This window comes from Paenibacillus sp. CH40 (genome assembly GCF_024213605.1).
Classification (GTDB): domain Bacteria; phylum Bacillota; class Bacilli; order Paenibacillales; family Paenibacillaceae; genus Paenibacillus; species Paenibacillus polymyxa_B.
The window spans coordinates 115459-132282 of the sequence record NZ_JANAVQ010000008.1; the positions used below are offsets into that span (position 1 = coordinate 115459).

The following is a 16824-nucleotide window of genomic DNA, read 5'->3' on the forward strand; positions in this document are numbered from 1 at the left end:
TTACTGATAGTTTACTTCTTCTGCAAAGTAAATCTCCTTCAAACGATCCTTTACGCGCTGAATTTCATCTGCTGTTAACGGAGCTGTAGGATGCAGCTTAAAGTTCCTTCCAGTGACATAGCTTACATCCGTGTTCTTATCCAGATTGTATGCCATCTTCGGAATTGGACTTCGGGTATAGTCAGTAAAGTCAATAATGGACCATGCCGCATCTCCATCCTCCTTGGATAAAATAATCCGCTGTGAGGCGTTTTCAGTCCACAAGTAACGCAGATTGGCTGGTGAATTATTGGAGTCCATAACTGCCTTAAAGCCTGAGCCTCTAAACATGAGCGAAAACTCCGTATGATCATTACTCAATCCAGCTACCGATTCATAAATCTGTTTCAGCCCGTCCACGCCCACAATCTCAACCTCACGGTCAACAGGGAAGTGATTCACAAAGTTCTCCCATATTTGAGACATGTTATGGTTTTTGGCAAGCCAGTTGACATCCAAAATAATGGACATGTAGTTTACTGTATTCAAACGTTGATACGGGTTATCTAAATACTGCTGCGCTATATACAGTTGTGGTGCCGCATCCGTTTCGGTCACATATGGATCGCCCGGATGGAGAGTCCAGCGTGAGGAATCTTTGGTATAACGTGATCCAATCGGATCAATCGTAATCGAGTTCATAAATACGATACCGCTATTATTTGTAAGTCCCTGTGCCGGAACAATCGGATTATCCTTATGGGACCAGTAAGGCATCAAAGGTGAACCCTCACCATACATGTTGTTCACATTATACTGTGTAGCCGACCATCCCATCGCTGAGGTGATCTTAAAATGTTCCTTAAGCCATTGGGCCTGCTCAGGATTCACCGTAAAGCCAGTCAATGATTTAGGCAGATACTTCCGATATTGGTCTGTATCCATGCTTTCAAACACCGAAGGTGATCCTAACGAACCAGATTGGTGCAGCTCATTGAGTGCATTATAACGATACATATACAACCACTCGTTCATCTGTGCTTCCCATTCAGGGAGACCAAACAGATTATTCGGATACCCATCCAAAATCCCGACTTCATCGCCATACTGATCCACATATTCCAAAACCTTTTTAAGCTGCGGACGATTTGATTCCACAAAAATAAATCTATTTTCCATGGCCCACGTCACTTTTACGTTGGGACCAAAGTGATCCATCAGCAATTGACGTGACTGCTCAATTTGCTCTATCGTGGTCGTACTGCCCGCATCTTTTCCCTGCAGCATCATGGAAATAGCAAAATATTGCTTTTTGCGTGCTCCTGGTACTACAGTTAACTCGGCATCGGATATGAAGTGAATTCCCTGAGAGGGTGATTCAACCTCAATCTTGAATGGAATGACAGAGTTCAATGCAGGTATCAGATGCAGATTGGCAATATGTCCATCCTCGTCAAATATCCCTCTGGAATCCTCAATCCGAAGCTTCAAGTCTGACGGCAATAGACCGGACGGTATGACCTCTCCCTTTGCATTTTGAAATACATAGGGCATGCTCCAGGCATTAGGGTCTAGAGTCGCCCCCTGTGAAATGGAGTACGTCGCCAAGTATACGGACCTGATTACACTCGGTTCCTCTACCGGAGGAGTCTTCCCTTTCACGATCAGCTTGGTCTGTGCTTTAAGCACCTGATGGGGTTTAGCAATGATGACTTCCATTTCTACAGGAATGTAATCATCAGCAGCAGGTATATTTTCGGAATGCGCAATTTTCCCATGTTCATCAAATACACCTAATGTATCACTAAATGTGTAAGTAACACTTGTGACGCTAACATCGGGAATGCTTACCAAGTGCCCTTTATTGTAGAGATCAAAGGACAGCTGATACGAAGGATACGTTTCTGGTTGATTTACCAACTCGGGCGCCTTGATTACGACCTCATCCACTAGAAAATCCGAAGAATGGTCCGGTGGTTCTGACGGAGTCACTGGTGGTTTGAGCCCAGGATCTGGTCGTACAACTGGCGGTTCCGGGTTCGGCTGTGTAGGTGTTACCGGAGATACCGGTGGATCGGGCCTTGGACTGTGGCTTTTAGGCTCTTCGATTTCCGGATTCGCACGCTGGTGACTAATTTCTGGCGCCAGGTCGACCACGATCTTCTTCGCATCCGGTGGACTGGCTGGCTGATTCGTCGTTGCAGTTCCATTTCCTAATGACTCCAGCAAACGCTTGGCACGTTCTCTTAGACCGTCGCCACCTAGCCATATCCGATATGCTACCAGTGTAGCATCCTGCCGTCTCACAGACTCTTTGGGATGGAAATAATGGTTCGTGTCCCCCTCGATCAGCTCCAAACGTTCCATCAGCCATACGCTTGTTTGTGCATAGGCTGATACATCAGACTGATCCACAAAACTGGATTTATCGGAAGCACGAGTATCTTCAGTAACACCGAAATACCTGGCATACCACACTGCCATATCCTGACGAGTCATATTGTGTTTTGCACCGAATAACTGATCACTAATTCCTTTGGTAATGTTCTCTGCTTGCAAGGTCTGCACATAGGGTAGAGCCCATGGTGACACATCACTAAAAGGAGCAACGCTTTTGTTAACCGAAGTTCGCTTTAACGTTTTAGCGAAAATACTCGCCCACTCCTGTCGCGAAATAAAATGTACAGGTCGAAAACTACCATCCTGATAACCCGTAACATACCCTTGAGCAGCCATGGCTTCAATTGCATCAGCTGCGTAGGAATGTTCAATATCGTTAAAGGTCCTGTTTGCAAAAACAGGCACAGTATGTATACAGAACAACCAAACAGCCAGTATAGCAGCGATGTACTGCCTAATTTGTTTTAACTTTTTTTCACATTTCATATTATTTTGGATTCTTGCACCTCCTTTACAATATAGCATCAGGTTACTTGCACCTGGACTTCTGTGTGAATTTTGAAAATTATTTCTTTTGTTTTCAAACGGATTTCATTTCAATTAACACCAAACTGTATATACTTGAATTATCGGAATAATATCCCTAGGATTGAATAAAGACAGCAAAAAAAGTAGTTTTAGATTACGGTTCCATCCGTAAAATTGTCATTATTTTAAAGGCATATATCCCGATCTTTTAAAATGGTTTTCATTGGGAATTAACATTTACAGCATTTTTTCAATATTTAATTTCCTAATGCAAGCATCACAATAAAAAAGATAACATCATGTATAAAGCACCCTACACAATGTTATCTCTTCTTTTGTTTTTATTGGCTATCTCCATCAGCTGTTGATTCTTTGTTGCCAGCACCCTTAAAAACATAATAATAACCTTCTGAAATCCCATCTTGCGGATAAGCTGTAGGATCTTCGCTGGTTACTTGACCTACAAGCTCCCGATTGTTAAACGTGTGAGGACCTTCTTCTATTAACGATTCAGCAGACATCCCACTGATAAGTCTTACGGTACTGGACCAGAATGTAACTAAATATATATCGTTAGCATTAAATTGAAAGCGTCCTTCACTGGGTGTCCCCTCATAAAACAGCTCAGACAAAGAAGCCGCTTCTGACCCTCTCATAAAAATTTGAATATCACTAGTTCCATTCCATCTATGAGGAATTCCGCCTCTAGGATTTATATACTCTACAACCTCAGGCTCTTGATCGCGAAGAAAATCAGTAACTGTAAATTTGTACACATCATCCGTTATACTCTCGGTTACAACTCCAGTTGTTTTCCCCGTTTTATAGCCGCTGAAATCTCCATACACATTTGGGGTTTGGCTTAAAGCTGCAAAAAACCTTTCCTGATCCATATATTCGACTCTTCCAGGTACTGTAGTCAATCTATATGTCTTGACCTCAGTGCCCTTGTACTTATCCCAAGTATATTCTGTAGCTGCATAAGATACTCCACCGTTCCAGCCCACAGATGCCACCAGGAGAATACCTATCATCAATAATAATGGCCATTTTTTCAACAACATACCCTCAACCTCTTTCTCCAAATACACTCAAATCATTATTAGCATTATAGCTTTTCAATAATTCTATTAACAGTTAAATATTAGAAAAATATAAATTCAAACATAAACACTTGGACATGAAACGTATGCGCATTCTCTCTTGTAGCTTAGTCTGCAGTATTGCTCACAGTAGCATCATATTGGCCTGTCTCGTATTGTCCAAATTGGTGGACTAATTAGCGCCACACACAGTCGGATGGTTCTTCGCTTATCCAGTACCATCTCGCCTCCAACTTATGTATTTATTTGAAGTCCCACGGTCTAACCTTTAAAATATATAATGTACTAGGCGTTATATAGGATGGGGGAACTTATCTATGTTCAAGAAAATGGATATATACCGAATCCTCACTTTAATATTTGCTGTAGTTGTTATGATCTCTTCCTTTTTATCACTCGCATACCCAGACACCTACGAGGACTTATACAAAGTCTCACAATTTTTTTTAGCGTTTATGTTTTTATTTTCGGGAATTACAGAGTTTAAGGCCAATCGTAAGAGTGTAGCAATAATAAACTTCTCAGTTTTCGTTCTCACTTTTTTTGTATCTATATTTACACTTGTAGTGCGAACAGGATAACCACACGGTTCTATACCTCAGTAACAACCCTTCCGTAACCCCTCCCTCGTCATATAAAAGAAAAGCCGAGCGAACTCAGGATCATCTGAATTGCGCTCGGCAAGTGTTACATATTTAGCAATCTTTTAGTTTTCCTCTAATTCTTCAATTCTCTGCCGCGTTCCTATGCCAAAGACAAAATATCCAATAATGACGATCGCCATAAATGTTGCTCCGACAATCAACGACAAGCGTGTGTCTGGATTAAACCACATTCCAACGATCACCAGCAACAAAAAGACAATAGTGATGTAATTACTGATCGGAAAAAAACGAGACTTAAAGGTGTGATCCTTCATTTCGTCCTTCCACTTTTTCCTGAATTTAAATTGACTGATGGCTAATGCAAACCACGGTACCATGCCTGGAAGAACACTGGCGCTGTAAATATACAGAAACAGTTTGGAATCAGGCATTAAATAGTTAAATAACACCCCTACCAGCAGCAAGGAGATGGTCGTTATTATACTATTTCTAGGGACGCCGCTTGGAGAAACTTTCCCAAAGAACTTAGGAGCTTGTCCGTTCTTAGCCAATGTATATAACATTCTGCCCGCACTGTAAATACCACTGTTACAACCAGACATCGCAGCTGTAAGTACAACAAAGTTAATGATACCCGCAGCAGCCACAATTCCTACCTTGGCAAAAGTCAGAACAAATGGGCTACCGATCTCGCCTATTTGGTTCCAAGGATAAATCGTAACAATGACAAAGATTGCACCCACGTAGAAAATCAAAATACGCCAAATGATGTTTTTAATGGCTTTTCGCAGTGTCATCTTCGGATTTTCAGCTTCACCTGCCGTAATACCCACCATCTCTATCCCTTGGTAAGCCGCTGTTACAATGCAGAGTGCAAATAGGAACCCTTTCAAACCACCTGCAAAGAAGCCTCCCTGGCTGTACAGATTGGATAGCCCTATCGGTTGTCCACCGTTACCGAGTCCAAAGAAGATCATCCCCGTACCAACTACTAGCATGAAGATAATGGCGACAATTTTAATCATCGCAAACCAAAACTCAAACTCTCCATAAAATTTCACAGCCGCCAAATTGGCCAATGCAATAATAATTACACCTGCCAAAGCCGGCAACCATTGCGGGATATCTGGGAACCAGTAGCCCACATATACCCCAATCGCAGTGACTTCTGCCATCCCTACGGTAACCCATAAAAACCAATAGCTCCAGGCGGTCAAGAAACCGGCTAAAGGGCTGATATATTTATGAGCAAATGTAGCGAATGAGCCTGTCACCGGTTCAAGAATCAGCATTTCCCCCATGATCCGCATGACAAAAAACATAATAATCCCCGCTAAGAGATATGCCAACAGCACTGAGGGACCTGCCCATTTTATCGTACTTGCCGACCCCATAAACAAACCGACGCCAATCGTACCTCCAAGCGCAATCAACTCAACGTGCCGTGGCTTTAGCCCTCTCGTTAATTGTTTCGATTCCAAAAGAACGCTCCCCTTCGTATATGTTCATCATCAAACGCTAATGATCCGGAAAACTGTCCCCAAACATTATTAATTTTTCAGACTGACGTGGTCGTGAGTGAACGACTACAAAGTAGTTCCACGATTCGTAAATATACAAGGAAACCACGTCCTATTTACCGTCCAAACCTTACTGTTTCTAAGACCGAGTCCGTAGCATTAGATGCATTGTATGACAAAAAACGCCTAAATACAACTGCTAATTAGCAGACATTTTTAGGCATGAAATGGAAAGGAAGGCTATTCATATTTTCTGAACAATGGTCAATTTAATGCAATGCATTAGAGTGCTAAACATACATATTTCTTCAATGATAAATATCACGATATTAAGCCTATTTGAAATCTGTATTCATACAGCGAAAAACATGAAATCCGAATGAAAGAGCAACATTTCAAACATTACCTTGTGATATAACTAGGCATGAATTCCAAACAAGGAGATGAAGATCAGGGTTTTGAACCACTTATTCAGTGATGAATATGTATTCATTTGAGATTTTTTATAAAATTTTTTTGATCCTTGGTAAACATATAGCCACGTCGTTCGTAGAACCTGTGAGCCTGTATCCTACTTGGATGAGATAACAGTTTGATCCCGGAAAATCCATGGGACTTCCCCCACTGTTCAAGACGCTCAATCAACATGCTACCTACACCTTGATTTCTATACTTTTCTTTAACAACAAATCCTAGTACATTTACCAAAGATTCAGAAAAAAGTAATTCATGTGGGCTTCCATGAATATATCCTAACACCTCGTTATTTTCTTCATAAACAAAGATCACATCTTTTGATTTTTTTATAATCATTTCAATCTTCTCTTTTACTTTTTCTTCAGGAAATAGATATAGATTGGGGTTAAAATCTTGGTTCAACAAATAAATATCATGATAATCAGAGACTCTAATTTCCCTAACATTTTTTTCTTTCACTTTTAAAATGCCTCCTTTTTTCACCATACGAGACTTTATGTTGAATCATTAATCCTCGCAATCATACCCGTTAAAACACTTCAGCATCTCGATGAACGCTTCAAGTTTAGAATCCTCCCATGTTGAAATACGTTGATAAAACTCTTTTTCTTTTTCTTTTAAAGCTTCCAAGGCTTTTTCACGACCATTGGCTGTCAGGGATATCAACACTCCCCGACGATCCTCAGGATGAGTTTCACTTTTTACATAATTCAAGTGTTTAAGCTGAGTAACAAGACGGCTGACAGAGCTTCGATCCATAGCGGTGGATTCCGCCAAAAATGTAGCGCTTGCCGGACCGTATGACAGGAGACAACGTACAATCAGAAAAGCTGCAGGTTGTAATGATGGATCGAAAAGTGCCGCAGTTTTTACATTGAGTGCATGCGACGCGCTTATAAGTGCATTAAGTTGTTCACCAAGATTCAGTTCTAATTGCTCTCTTGTAGAATCTGGATGTTGAGTTTTATTATCCATATGTCTCCACCTTATTTGAATGAGTTCGAATATATATTTGACATATATCAATCAAAATACATATACTTGATATATATCAAATATATTTTCAACTTTGGTAAGTGTCAAGCAGAAGATCTACAGTATAAAGCATCCACAACCGTAAAGCGTAGACATGAATATGGATGTAATTGGATCAAGAATTTGGAGGATGATCTATATGTCGACATACCCGATTATTGTAATCACTGGTGCTACTAACGGTCTTGGACAATGGGTAGCAATTGAATTAGCCAAACGTGGGGCACATCTAGTCTTAACAGCCAGAAATGAAAAACGTGCTGAAACGACTAAAAATATTTTAAAAGATCTGGCGCCCAATACAAAGGTGGACTTTTTTTTCGGAGACCTGTCTCTTATGAAAGATGTCAAACGTATGGGGGATGAAATTAAAGCTAATTATCCAAAGATTGATGTATTAGTGAACAATGCTGGATTACATGGATTTGAACAGCGAATAACCTCAGAGGGTTTGGCAGAAATGATAGCCGTAAACTATCTTGCCCCGTGGCTTTTAACGCATACACTACTCAATTCACTCATGGAATCCACAAATGCTAGGATCGTCAATGTGGCTTCTGAAGCATCACGCAACCATGGTGAATTAAAATTACCGGAGGATTTAACAGATACATCTGCATTTACCGCAAGAGGTTCATCTAAAATATACGGAAAGACCAAGCTTCTTAATATCATGTTTACAGAAGAACTTGGACGTCAACTGGATGGAACTGGAATCGTAGTTAATGCACTTAATCCAGGCTTTAACGTTACCGGCCTTGGTCGCGAGTTAGGGTTTTCTTCGATACTTGCAAAAATATTGAACGCTTTGCATATCGGAGACCCACGGAAAGGAGCGGACATCATTATTCGTTTAGCAACAGAATCCCAATATCAAGAAGTGACAGGCGGATATTTTAATGTTGGTACTGGTAAGCCGATTGTGCCGACATATCCTGGTGGGAATACCAAGATGCAACACCTACTTTGGAGCACAACTACCGAATTGTTACGGCAAAAAGGCGTTATGGAATGAAATAGAATCTAAAATCGAACAATCTAGCCTCCAACGAATGGTTCATTTTGTAAACTAAATCTCTCTTTTAACCGATAAATACATATGTTGGTTCTGTACTTAAATATCTCCTCCCATCTTTACATATTCAAGTACAAACGCGTATTTTTCCTAAAAGGGGGCTTTCTATGAACTATCTAGACGGGCATATACTTAGCCTCAAAGCTAAAATGGTGGATCAGAAGACAGCTAATAACGATAATGTGAAATCCATCCCAGCTCAAACTCAGAAATCGGAACAGGACGGTTCCATGTTTGAAGAAACAAAGCTACTTCATATTGAAAATGATTATCTCACGTTGGAGCCCACTACAATCCTACACGGAGAGATTGGTTTTTACATTCCCAAGGCCTTTACTCCTATGCCAATGGAGCAAGCTATAATCAAATATCCTTCAGAGCATCGTCCAAAGGTCATTTATACCTCATCTGATGGGACGATCAATATCACTTTTAATCCTACAGATACCGCTCTGGAAGCGGAAGAACTGCCCGATTTTGTAGAGCAAATGGCGGATATTCTACGGTCTGTACAACCGATTCGCAACTGGTTAGGTACCGAAATGGTCACCAACTGTTCTGGACTTTCAGTTGGACAGATTCGTTTTGTGGCGGCGGGGATCGACGGTAATCTATACAACCAAATGCTGCTCTTCATCCACAAAGGACGAGTTGTCATAGGTTCCTTTAGCTGTCTGGAGGCAGATCTTGAAGTCTGGTTACCTGTAGCAGAATACTGGGTTCAATCCCTTTCCGTCCTTCCACCCTCCGCCTATTCTACAAATGAGAAAGGAATGATTACACCATGAGTCTGGGATACGATCAAATTCAAATTCACCCTTATGAACAAATTGATCTAGAAGAGCTCACCTTAACGAAAAAAGTTAACGAGCATACTCGGCTTTATTTTACAGGTGTTATCCCCGAAGACTTGCAAGACAGTTACGTGGAAACGACAGAAAAAAATACCATCATTGAAGTCAGCCAACAAGATGAATCTGGAGCAAGCAAGCCGCTATTTAGTGGGATTGCCCTCTCGGTCGAGGTAAAAGTCGTGCGAGGTGTGTACTATCTGGAGGTGGAGGCTATTTCCCATACGTACCGGATGGACATAAAGCAGCGTACTCGTTCTTTTCAATATACGAAAATGACGATTCCTCAAATGCTGGAGCACATTGGTAAGGACTATGAAGGGCTGGATGTGATCGACGGGGCTACTGGCGGAGAAGCCATCGGACGGCTTGCCATTCAGTATCAGGAGACAGACTGGGCGTTTTTAAGACGCATAGCCTCCCGTTATCATACGAGTCTGATGCCTGTAGCTCGTTTTGACAGTCCCAAATTTTATTTTGGTATTGAGGACAGCCCTGCACAGGCGATACTGGATCATACCCGTTATACCGTGCGTAAGCAATTGCTTCCTTTTCGTTATTTTCAGGAGAATGAACAGACCAAACTCAGTGAACATGATTTTATTTTTTATGAGGTAGAAACGGATGAGGTACTCGACTTGGGCGCTCAGTTGAATTTTCAGGGGCATAACCTGTATGTGATGGAAGCCTACACCGCCATGAGCCAAGGACTGCTGCGGCATCAGTATGTATTGGGTTCTTACCAGGGATTTCGGCAAAAAAGCTACTACCAGGATAAGCTGGCAGGAGCCTCATTAAGCGGTATTGTGCTGGACGTACGTCAGGATCAAGTGCGCATTCATTTGGATTGTGATGAACAACAGGACACAAACCAAGCACACTGGTTCAACTATTCTACCGTGTACAGTGGCGGTGGTCATACCGGTTGGTACGTCATGCCAGAAAAAGGCGATTCAGTTTCCCTCTATTTCCCCGGTAGTCGGGAAGAAGACGGCGTAGCAGGTAGTGCCGTGAGACGGGCAGATCGCAAGAGTACGCATAACCATTTTTCCAATCCGCAAATGAAAATATGGCGTACCCCGCATGGCAAGGAAATTCGGCTAGGACCGGATGAACTGGTCGTTACAGGTAAGGACGGCGCCATTTATATCAAACTGGACGATAAAGAAGGCATTCATATTGCGAGCAGCAAACAGGTGAATATTACGGCGGGAGGCAATCTCAGCCTATCTGCGGGGAAGACAATGAGCCTGTCCGCAGGTAGTCAGCTCCGTATGGATTGTAATGGCAGTCATATCGAATTAAGTGGGTCGGCAGACATGAAAGGCAGCGAAGTGAAGTCAAATTAAGGATGATTAGAAATGGAAAAGCAAACAGATGTGTTAGATCAGCAACAAACAGCTCTTCATCAGGCTTGGTCTTTCATCCGCAAAGAATGGGCGTTGAAATGTAAATCAACACAAACACAAAGATTACAGCATATAGTAGAACATTTTCGCGCCTTTTGTGAGCTGGTTCGGCAAAAACAACTCACAGGTCGTAAAGGTCATATTGGTTACATCACCTACTCTATGCTGCGCACCACATGGCTTGAACAGAAGCCCGTTTATCTTGTTGAAGCTTCGGATGCCTTATGGATGCTTGATGCTGAGCCCGTTCAGTTGGAGTACGATGCAAGTTGGATTTTTCTCTATTGGACTCAATTACGTGAACAGCTTGGGGCTGAAACTTTGAAGCAACAAGTCTCCCTTTCCGAACTTGAATTGGAACAGATCATGCTGGAAGCAGCGGGATATCTTCATACGATGATCGTTAGTCTGGTTCGTCAGGCTATGAAGCAAGCAGTCGCCCTACCAGAGTTTGAGACGTTGGATCGTGAAGAAGCTTTTGAGATTCGCGTCGGAGAGTATATAGATCATAGTGTCTCCGTGTACCGGGAAGATCGAAGACCTATGGATGCAAACATAATAAAGTCTTGGCTGGAGGAAAAAGAAGAATCGGCCTACAGCTACCAAGCACTGTCTCAAGTTCAACTGTCGGATGGAGATTACAGTTCCTTGGATTTTCGCTATACAGTCTTTCGCCAGATCGGGATGCAACAAAGTCGATTGCATCACTGTATCCTCGTAGGCACGGTATGGCAAGAAGCTCAGCTAGATGGAACCGACTTTTCGCACAGCCTGCTTCACGGAGCCGATTTTAGTGGCTGTTCCCTGCAAGAGGCTGTACTGGACGAAGTTTTAAGCAATAGCGAATATGGATCGGATGCTTGGCTGGATTGGGAACCGTTAGGATTGGATGGAGTGGATTTTACAAGAGCTAATTTACAGGGAGCTAGTTTTCAACATGCACAGCTTCAAGGAGCTACTTTCCAAGATGCCGCGCTGCAAAGAGCTTTATTTAACGGCGCGGATCTAACAGGTGCCTGCTTTGTAGGAGCTGATGTTACTGACGCTTCGTTTATAGGTGCACGTTTAGTAAAAGCTAATTTTACAGGAGCAAAACTACACCGGGCAATCTTTACAGATGACCAACTAAGCCAAGCTATTGGCCTTGCTGCTGTAGAAACGCCACTGGCTACACAGATAACAGATGCAGTGAGTAAAGGGGGGTGGATGTCATGAGGTATTACAGACTCATGGTGGACGAGCGCGTAAAGCATCGGGTGGAGACTGCGCCCCTAGCTCCCTTGCAGGTGGAAGATATCCTTTCGGGTCATACCATTCAGACAGAGGACACACCCCTATTTTTAGCAGTACATACAGATCCACGAACCGTATATCCGGATTTTCTGGAGTTCCCTTTGCCGCTGGTTTCAGACTCCATGAAAGCCCTGTTGGAAAAATACATGCCAGAGCTGGAATGGAAGGCCGCTATACTTACCGATTTTCAGCAAGCCAGGCAGGATGTGTACTGGGTACTGCGTCCACCTGTAGTGGATTGTCTTTCCTCACAAACCGAGTGGTATCCCGACCATACCTTAAAGCAACTGGTACTTAAGTACGGGAAAATCGAACCGTCTATATTTCGGATTGCCGGCTTGTTGGAAGCACATGTCTATATCAATCTCGCGGTAGCGGAAAGTCTGCTGCGTCGTCCATTTACAGGTGTTCGTGTGCAAAAAGTGGAGATGGCCACAAAGGAGGAATAAGCCGTATGGAAGAAGCAAGTGTGCAGCCTGGAACAGGTGCGAAAAAAAGCTATGTCGTGGCAGGTGCGATTTTAAGCTGTAGTTACGGTACACAGCCTACGCGTTTGAAGCGCCCTTTTAGCCACGGGGTGTATGTTAAAAATAAGGCACAGATGAATATTGGAGATTATGTACCTGGGGTGAACATAAAATCTTTTGGGAATTGCTCCAGTCCGCTGAATCCGGCTGTGCAAGCCAGTGAGATGGTCGATATTTATGGGGTGAAAAAGGCCCCGTGTATTCCTGTCCTTACGATGCCTTGGTTGAACGGAAAAAGCGACATGCGCATCGAAGGCCAGCCTGCTCTTACGCAGAACTGTACGCATCAATGTCTTTATTGCGGACACATACAGATCGAAAATGACGGTCAGGAGCTGGATTAATCAGTTGCAACCTACCCCTATAAAAACAAAATGCGCTGGTGAGAGAATGGCCATCTTCTCCACCAACGCATGATATAGGTTATCTTCAAATCGTTCGCTCCACATCAGGTACCACAAAAGGTTCGGTAAGGACAGGTGGATTCCTCAGGCAATGTAGAGTAAATTTCCTGTTCGGTAGAGTAAGCATAAGGGTTCGAAAGAACTTCAAGAAGCTTCTCCATCACACGGTAGTCTTCTCGTTCCACCGCAGCTTCTAGTGCTTCTTCTACCCGATGGTTGCGCGGAATGATTGCAGGATTACTGCTGCGCATCAGCTGACGCGAGGAGGCTTGTGATTCCTGCTGTCTGCCCAGCCTCGCCTGCCACTGCTCGTGCCACTGGGTGAATTCCGCAGTGCTGAACAGAACCGTATCTTCCAGCTGGTTCAAAGTTAGGGCACGGAAGGTATTGGTGTAGTCGGCACGATGCTTCTGCATGATACTCAGAAGCTCCTCAATAAGAGATTCATCCTCCTGCTCTTCGTTAAAGATCCCTAGCTTCGCCCGCATTCCTGCAAGCCAATGATGGTGAAACATTTTTACAAAATCTGAAATTGCATCCTCAGCCAGTGTGACAGCCTGCTCCCTGTTGTCATGCAGCAGTGGCAAGAGCGTCTCAGCAAATCTCGCGAGATTCCACGCAGCAATATGCGGCTGATTGGCATAAGCATAGCGTCCCTGCCTGTCGATGGAACTGAACACCGTCTCAGGATCATAGGTATCCATGAAGGCGCAAGGACCATAATCAATGGTTTCTCCGCTAAGGGTCATATTGTCGGTGTTCATCACCCCATGAATAAAACCAACTAGCTGCCATTTGGCAATCAGCTCGGCTTGACGCTTAATCACTTCCTGAAGCAGTGAAAGGTAACGATTTTCGTCATTGGCAACTTCCGGGTAGTGTCTTTCCAAGGTATAATCAGCCAGAGCACGGAGATCTTGGGACGTGCCCCATGCTGAGACGTATTGAAAGGTGCCGACGCGAAGATGACTGCCAGCCACACGGGTCAGAATGGCTCCGGGCTGCTCGGTTTCCCGGATGATCGACTCACCCGTGGATACCACCGCCAAGCTGCGGGTGGTAGCAATATCCAGCGCATGCATCGCCTCACTGATGATGTATTCGCGAAGCATCGGACCAAGTGCCGCCCGGCCGTCACCACCACGGGAGTATGGCGTTCTGCCTGAGCCCTTGAGCTGAATATCAACCCGTTCACCCAAGGGAGTGATCTGTTCGCCAAGCAGCAGTGCACGCCCGTCTCCTAACATGTTAAAATGCCCGAATTGATGCCCTGCGTAAGCTTGAGCAAGAGGTGCGGCTCCATCTGGAACCTGGTTACCGGCCATCTCCGCTACGCCATCATTGCTTTGCAGCGCCGTACCGTTCAACCCCAGTGATGCTGCCAACGGATGATTAAGAATGATCAGCTTGGGTGAGCGGACAGGAGTCAGGTTGAGCTTTGTAAACAATGATTCCGGCAAACGAGAATAACTGTTGTCGAAGTTCCACCCTATTTGATCTGCTATTTCTTTTTTCTCCGTCATAGTGTCTCCTTTTCTGCTGCGGTATCTTAGGTTTTCCCATTTTAGTTTTTACTTCTGCCCATTTATTATCCAATTATGAAACATCGAACATGCTTTTTTATTATAATCGATTATCAAACATTAATTGTATTTGAATACCGAACGGGTCTTCAATAATACCGTAGGCTTGGCTAAACACATTATTTGATAAAGGCACAATAGTTTTCACTCGATCATCCGTAATCAAGCTATTATAAAAACGTTTAATTTCTTCTAAATCAGCACTTTGAATACATAATGAAGTATTATTCCCTACTGTATATTCTTCACTGGGATTCATTGTATCTTCTGCTATCATAACTTTTGTTTTTCCGATGGATAAGACAGAATGAGAAATATAATTTTTATTTTCATCAGTAAGCTGTATGGAGCTGTCACGTTGGGCCATGTCTTGATAGGTAACAAGAAACAATTCCTCTGCGTTGAAGTGTTTTTTGTAGAAATGTATAGCTTCCTTTGCCTTTCCGTTCATGGATAAGAAAATAGCTACTTCCAGTGTTGTACTCATGGTATCAATCTCCTTTTATATGTGTAGATATCTTATGAATTTGATCTATTCCCTTGAACTTATTATCATATAAAAAGGTATCAAAATATGACACCTTTATAAGGAGATTTAGATGAAGAAATCAGAAAGATTAAATGATATGATCAGATACTTAAACAGTCGAGAGTTTTTTAATTTAAATGACCTAATGGATAAATACCATATCTCAAAAAGTACAGCTCTACGTGATATTAGTTCATTGGAACAATTAGGTATGCCTATTTTTTCGGAACATGGCAGACATGGACGATATGGTATCTTAAAAAATAGATTGTTATCCCCCATTATTTTTACGATGGATGAAGTGTATGCTCTGTACTTTGCAATGTTGACGTTAGAAGCTTATCAATCCACCCCCTTTCACTTAAGTGTTAATCAACTCAATGAAAAGTTTGAACACTGTCTTTCTAAAATACAAATAAACCAGATTCATAAAATGAAAAAGGTTCTACAATTTGAAATATATCAGCATAATCATGTTAGTCGCTATTTAGATAAAATTTTAACAAGCATTCTTAATGAGAGTATCTGTAAAGTTAAATATGTTAAAAATAATCAGAACAAAAGTTACTATGTTCAATTTTTCAAAATTTCCGCTAAGTTTGGTCAATGGTATGCTACTGGAATAGAGTTACATACGAATAAATATAGAGTTTTCAGATGTGATCGAATCACCTTTGTAGAAGAAGAGGAGAACAATTCTCGCTTTTCTATAGATGAACTCCTTAGTCGTTCATTAGAAATGTATCAATCTGAAAAGAGCATTGACTTTGAAGTCGAGATTGTAGAACAAGCCAAGGATATTTTTTATAAAGAACATTATCCTTCTATGAAAATAGAAAATGGTGATAAGACAGTCATTAAGGGATTTTATAATCCTGGAGAAGAGGAGTTTATCGCTAATTATTTTATGAGATATGGTCATTATGTACGATCAGTGAAGCCAGAATCTTTAAAACAGATTATTAAAGATAGATTTGAGCACCTCTTAAACCACTATCAAAAATTATAAGATCATCGAAGGTTTGTTCAAAATTCTCTCTCCATTTTAGCAAGGAAAAGAAGGCTCACGCTCCTTTTCCATGCTAACTATGACATTTGAATTATGGCTTCCGTTTGGCGATAACAGCATAGGATACCGTTCTTGTGAATCCAGTTGGATTCCATGCAGTAAAGAACCATCTGTCTTCCGCCGCAGAATAGTTATCGAGAAGATACCCTTGCTGATTTCCAGAGAAAATCCATGAACCGCTAATCAGATTGTAGTCGTTACCGTTAATCGTAGTGCTTCTAAAGCTATTTGGCGGAATAGTGACCGGAGAGAAGGTGAAACGTGCAAATCCATCTCCAAGTTGAGTTACACGAATGGCTTTTTTAAGATTCATAATCACGTGACTTCTTTTTTTTAGCTTTCTTCCCAACTTTGCTTCCGCATTTTTAATTTTCATTAAGGTTGCCTTTCTCAAAGAAATCATCTCCTTAATTGTTCTACTTATAGTTAATGATGGA

General features: G+C 42.3%; 15 protein-coding genes. 7 read left to right on the forward strand and 8 right to left on the reverse strand.

The window, feature by feature from the left end; all coding sequences use genetic code 11:
* From NLX73_RS20480 to NLX73_RS20505, 5 genes are all read right to left on the reverse strand, one after another.
* Positions 1 to 2865, reverse strand: coding sequence for an S-layer homology domain-containing protein (locus NLX73_RS20480; protein WP_254327179.1), 2865 nt, complete (start codon positions 2863 to 2865; stop codon positions 1 to 3).
* 383 nt (positions 2866 to 3248) lie between these two features.
* Entirely contained in the window at positions 3249 to 3971 is a 723-nt protein-coding gene (locus tag NLX73_RS20485) for a hypothetical protein (RefSeq protein WP_254327180.1), read from the reverse strand.
* A gap of 745 nt (positions 3972 to 4716) precedes the next feature.
* Complete coding sequence (locus NLX73_RS20495; protein ID WP_254327181.1) at positions 4717 to 6096, reverse strand: amino acid permease; 1380 nt, start codon at positions 6094 to 6096, stop codon at positions 4717 to 4719.
* A gap of 528 nt (positions 6097 to 6624) precedes the next feature.
* Positions 6625 to 7071, reverse strand: a complete 447-nt coding sequence (locus tag NLX73_RS20500; RefSeq protein WP_165179459.1) for a GNAT family N-acetyltransferase — start codon at positions 7069 to 7071, stop codon at positions 6625 to 6627.
* 48 nt (positions 7072 to 7119) lie between these two features.
* On the reverse strand, positions 7120 to 7587 hold the full coding sequence (locus tag NLX73_RS20505) for a MarR family winged helix-turn-helix transcriptional regulator (protein WP_061831604.1): 468 nt from the start codon (positions 7585 to 7587) through the stop codon (positions 7120 to 7122).
* A gap of 199 nt (positions 7588 to 7786) precedes the next feature.
* Between NLX73_RS20505 and NLX73_RS20510 the strand changes: the two genes are divergently transcribed.
* From NLX73_RS20510 to NLX73_RS20535, 6 genes are all read left to right on the forward strand, one after another.
* A complete protein-coding gene (locus NLX73_RS20510; protein ID WP_254327182.1) occupies positions 7787 to 8662 on the forward strand; it encodes an SDR family NAD(P)-dependent oxidoreductase in 876 nt (291 codons plus the stop codon).
* A 167-nt stretch (positions 8663 to 8829) separates the two neighbouring features.
* Complete coding sequence (locus tag NLX73_RS20515) at positions 8830 to 9510, forward strand: hypothetical protein (RefSeq protein ID WP_254327183.1); 681 nt, start codon at positions 8830 to 8832, stop codon at positions 9508 to 9510.
* Positions 9507 to 10922: a phage baseplate assembly protein V gene (locus NLX73_RS20520; protein WP_254327184.1), complete on the forward strand. Its 1416-nt coding sequence runs from the start codon at positions 9507 to 9509 to the stop codon at positions 10920 to 10922. The genes NLX73_RS20515 and NLX73_RS20520 overlap by 4 nt, the downstream gene beginning before the upstream one ends.
* 12 nt (positions 10923 to 10934) lie before the next feature.
* Positions 10935 to 12197: a pentapeptide repeat-containing protein gene (locus NLX73_RS20525; protein ID WP_254327185.1), complete on the forward strand. Its 1263-nt coding sequence runs from the start codon at positions 10935 to 10937 to the stop codon at positions 12195 to 12197.
* Positions 12194 to 12724, forward strand: a complete 531-nt coding sequence (locus tag NLX73_RS20530) for a hypothetical protein (protein WP_196765479.1) — start codon at positions 12194 to 12196, stop codon at positions 12722 to 12724. Before NLX73_RS20525 ends, NLX73_RS20530 begins: the two co-directional genes overlap by 4 nt.
* A gap of 5 nt (positions 12725 to 12729) precedes the next feature.
* Positions 12730 to 13146, forward strand: a complete 417-nt coding sequence (locus NLX73_RS20535) for a DUF4280 domain-containing protein (protein ID WP_013308879.1) — start codon at positions 12730 to 12732, stop codon at positions 13144 to 13146.
* 104 nt (positions 13147 to 13250) lie between these two features.
* Here NLX73_RS20535 and NLX73_RS20540 read toward each other — a convergent pair whose 3' ends face one another.
* Together NLX73_RS20540 and NLX73_RS20545 are read right to left on the reverse strand one after the other, a co-directional pair.
* Entirely contained in the window at positions 13251 to 14729 is a 1479-nt protein-coding gene (locus NLX73_RS20540; protein WP_254327186.1) for a protein adenylyltransferase SelO, read from the reverse strand.
* Positions 14730 to 14829: 100 nt separating this feature from the next.
* On the reverse strand, positions 14830 to 15276 hold the full coding sequence (locus NLX73_RS20545) for a VOC family protein (RefSeq protein WP_254327187.1): 447 nt from the start codon (positions 15274 to 15276) through the stop codon (positions 14830 to 14832).
* A gap of 112 nt (positions 15277 to 15388) precedes the next feature.
* Here NLX73_RS20545 and NLX73_RS20550 point away from each other — a divergent pair, with 112 nt between their 5' ends.
* The gene (locus tag NLX73_RS20550; RefSeq protein WP_254327188.1) at positions 15389 to 16327 is read left to right on the forward strand and encodes a helix-turn-helix transcriptional regulator; all 939 of its coding nucleotides are present in this window, start codon (positions 15389 to 15391) and stop codon (positions 16325 to 16327) included.
* Between the two features lie 91 nt (positions 16328 to 16418).
* Here the strand turns inward: NLX73_RS20550 and NLX73_RS20555 are convergent, their stop codons facing one another.
* Positions 16419 to 16790, reverse strand: a complete 372-nt coding sequence (locus NLX73_RS20555; protein WP_254327189.1) for a hypothetical protein — start codon at positions 16788 to 16790, stop codon at positions 16419 to 16421.
* Between the last annotated feature and the right edge of the window lie 34 nt (positions 16791 to 16824).

Bases quoted from the DNA above. Each gene is read 5' to 3' on its own strand.
- NLX73_RS20480 (WP_254327179.1), bottom strand. From the start codon at position 2,865: ATGAAATGTGAAAAAAAGTTAAAACAAATTAGGCAGTACATCGCTGCT.
- NLX73_RS20485 (WP_254327180.1), bottom strand. From the start codon at position 3,971: ATGTTGTTGAAAAAATGGCCATTATTATTGATGATAGGTATTCTCCTG.
- NLX73_RS20505 (WP_061831604.1), bottom strand. From the start codon at position 7,587: ATGGATAATAAAACTCAACATCCAGATTCTACAAGAGAGCAATTAGAA.
- NLX73_RS20510 (WP_254327182.1), top strand. From the start codon at position 7,787: ATGTCGACATACCCGATTATTGTAATCACTGGTGCTACTAACGGTCTT.
- NLX73_RS20515 (WP_254327183.1), top strand. From the start codon at position 8,830: ATGAACTATCTAGACGGGCATATACTTAGCCTCAAAGCTAAAATGGTG.
- NLX73_RS20520 (WP_254327184.1), top strand. From the start codon at position 9,507: ATGAGTCTGGGATACGATCAAATTCAAATTCACCCTTATGAACAAATT.
- NLX73_RS20525 (WP_254327185.1), top strand. From the start codon at position 10,935: ATGGAAAAGCAAACAGATGTGTTAGATCAGCAACAAACAGCTCTTCAT.
- NLX73_RS20530 (WP_196765479.1), top strand. From the start codon at position 12,194: ATGAGGTATTACAGACTCATGGTGGACGAGCGCGTAAAGCATCGGGTG.
- NLX73_RS20535 (WP_013308879.1), top strand. From the start codon at position 12,730: ATGGAAGAAGCAAGTGTGCAGCCTGGAACAGGTGCGAAAAAAAGCTAT.
- NLX73_RS20540 (WP_254327186.1), bottom strand. From the start codon at position 14,729: ATGACGGAGAAAAAAGAAATAGCAGATCAAATAGGGTGGAACTTCGAC.
- NLX73_RS20545 (WP_254327187.1), bottom strand. From the start codon at position 15,276: ATGAGTACAACACTGGAAGTAGCTATTTTCTTATCCATGAACGGAAAG.
- NLX73_RS20550 (WP_254327188.1), top strand. From the start codon at position 15,389: ATGAAGAAATCAGAAAGATTAAATGATATGATCAGATACTTAAACAGT.
- NLX73_RS20555 (WP_254327189.1), bottom strand. From the start codon at position 16,790: ATGATTTCTTTGAGAAAGGCAACCTTAATGAAAATTAAAAATGCGGAA.